This window comes from Acetivibrio ethanolgignens, assembly GCF_001461035.1.
Lineage (GTDB): Bacteria > Bacillota > Clostridia > Lachnospirales > Lachnospiraceae > Velocimicrobium > Velocimicrobium ethanolgignens.
Window position 1 is genome coordinate 1 of sequence record NZ_LNAM01000056.1, and the last position, 2,411, is coordinate 2,411.

Sequence of the window (2,411 nt, forward strand, 5' to 3'; positions counted from 1 at the left end):
TAGGTTGCGAGGTCAATGAAGCAGGAAGCCCATTGGCTTTAGACAATGGGTAGTTCACCGGAGAAAAGGAAAGTCACAGGGATTTTGCCGCTTATTTGGAGCAGCTGGAGCAGATAGGTATTCAAACCCTTGTAATTCCGGGAAATCATGATATTAATAATCCGTATGCCTATAAAATTACGGATGAAGGAATTACGAAAGCGGAAAATATCACAGCGGAGGATTTTGTTTCTATTTATGAAGAATATGGCTATGGAGAGGCAATCGAACGGGATAAAAATTCTTTGAGCTATGCCGCAGAGATATCGGAGGGACTTTGGGTTCTTATGTTTGATACCTGCATTTATCAAAACCGTTTTTCTGAGGAAGGTACTCTTTCCTACGAAACAAAGGAATGGGCTCTGGAGATAGCAAAGAAGGCCAAGAAACAGGAAAAACAGCTGTTGTGCGTCAGCCATCATAATATGTTGCAGCATAATAAATATTTTGATACTTATTATACGGTTTCTAACAGTGAAAGATTTGTAGGAGAGCTGGTAGAGCAGGGAGTGAGGCTTAATCTATCGGGTCACATGCATATTATGAATATTGTGCAGAGTAAGGTCGATAAGGAGGAAAGCTTCTATGATGTTGCTTTGGAATCCCTGGCAGTGTGGCCGAATCTTTACGGACAGCTGGATATAAATAAAACAAAAGAGATGTGCTATACTACCCATCAGATTGAATATCCGGGAAATTCTTATCAATATCTGTATTTGTCAAGCTGGCAGAAGGCTTGCGAAGAGCTTTCTGAGTATCCGGTAACGGAGCAGGAAAAAAATAGTATGGCTGCTTTTCTTACTCGGATAAATGAAGATTACTTCAGCGGCAGATTGAAGGAAAAAGAATTTTATACAGAACAAAAGGCCTATACACTGTGGAAGGAAAAGGCAGAGGATAGCTTTTTTGCCATTTATATGGAAGAAATTTTAAATACAAAGTGTTTGGATAATACCTGGCTTTTGCTGGAAAATTAATTAGCCTGGCGGATAAACCGCCAGGCTAATTACCATATTTCCAGAATATGCTGCATAAAGAGGCTGACTGCTGTAATACCTGTCCAGCAGCAAAAGCCCATGATGATTGGCTTGCCGCCGGTACGGATAAGCTTTACAATATCCGTATTTAAACCGATGGCTGCCATTGCAAGGACAATGAAAAACTTACTCAGAGTTTTAATTGGGGTAAAGATACTGGCATCTACACCCAGAGATATTGCTACTGTTGTAATAACGGAAGCAGCAACGAAATATAAAATAAAGAATGGAAAAATCTGTTTTAAGCTTACTTTAGTCTCGGAACCACCCTTTTTCTTTTCGTTCTGTGTACGAATAAAGGCCAGCACAAGAGTAATTGGGATAATGGCAAGGGTACGGGTAAGCTTTACGGTAACAGCAGTGTCCAGAGTCTGGGAGCCTAACATCCACATGTTGTCCCAAGTAGATGCAGCAGCAGTTACAGAGGACGTATCATTAATTGCAGTTCCGGCAAAGATACCAAAGGCCTCTCCTGTTGTGGTAGAAAAGTCCAGGAGCTTTCCAAAGGTAGGAAAGAGGATTGCGGCTAAGACATTAAAGAAGAAGATAACAGAGATAGCCTGTGCTACTTCTTCGTCATCAGCATCAATGACTGGTGCAGTAGCTGCGATGGCAGAGCCTCCGCAGATAGAAGAACCGACACCTACCAGTGTGGAAATCTTTCCTGGAATGTGCATGACTTTGTGGAGAACATAGGCGATTACCAGAGAAACGGTAATTGTACTTATAATAATCGGTAGAGACTGTTTGCCTGTTTGAAGAATAACATTTAAGTTCATGCCGAAGCCTAACAGGATAACGGCCCACTGAAGGACTTTTTTAGAAGTAAATTTAATACCTGCTTCCATAGAAGATTTTTCTTTTATAAATAAGGTTATAATCATACCAACAATAATGGCGATAACTGCACCACCAATAATAGGAAAAGCTTTTCCTAAAAACCAGGAAGGAATGGCTATAGCCAGACATAAAAGAATTCCTTTTCCGTTTTTAGTTATAAAATTCAAGGTATTTACCTCCTTATAAATATGATAAAGTTGTAATGACAAACAAAAGAATAGTATCATAGAAGATAAATAAAGTAAAGTAGAAATATCTTGAATTTTTACAAAATACTGGTCAACTGGGGAAAATGATTAAAAAATGTGCAGTTTAGACTGTCTTGAGTTTCCGTAAATTGTAATCAAAAAACGAGTATGTCTACCCAAAGCACCAATCTTCCGTTTTTTGAAGAACTAAGAATGGAAGTTCTGTGAATAGAGGCACTTTAATAAGTCCCGCCGGAACCGGACTTTGGGAGACATATTCTTTTATCTATTTAAACAACCAGCTTAA

General features: G+C 39.2%; 2 protein-coding genes. One reads left to right on the forward strand and one right to left on the reverse strand.

The window, feature by feature from the left end:
• Nucleotides 1-95 precede the first annotated feature (95 nt).
• Nucleotides 96-1,016, forward strand: coding sequence for a metallophosphoesterase (locus ASU35_RS03750; RefSeq protein WP_058351724.1), 921 nt, complete (start codon nt 96-98; stop codon nt 1,014-1,016).
• Between the two features lie 29 nt (nt 1,017-1,045).
• Here the strand turns inward: ASU35_RS03750 and ASU35_RS03755 are convergent, their stop codons facing one another.
• The gene (locus tag ASU35_RS03755) at nt 1,046-2,083 is read right to left on the reverse strand and encodes a YeiH family protein (protein ID WP_058351725.1); all 1,038 of its coding nucleotides are present in this window, start codon (nt 2,081-2,083) and stop codon (nt 1,046-1,048) included.
• Nucleotides 2,084-2,411: the final 328 nt, after the last annotated feature.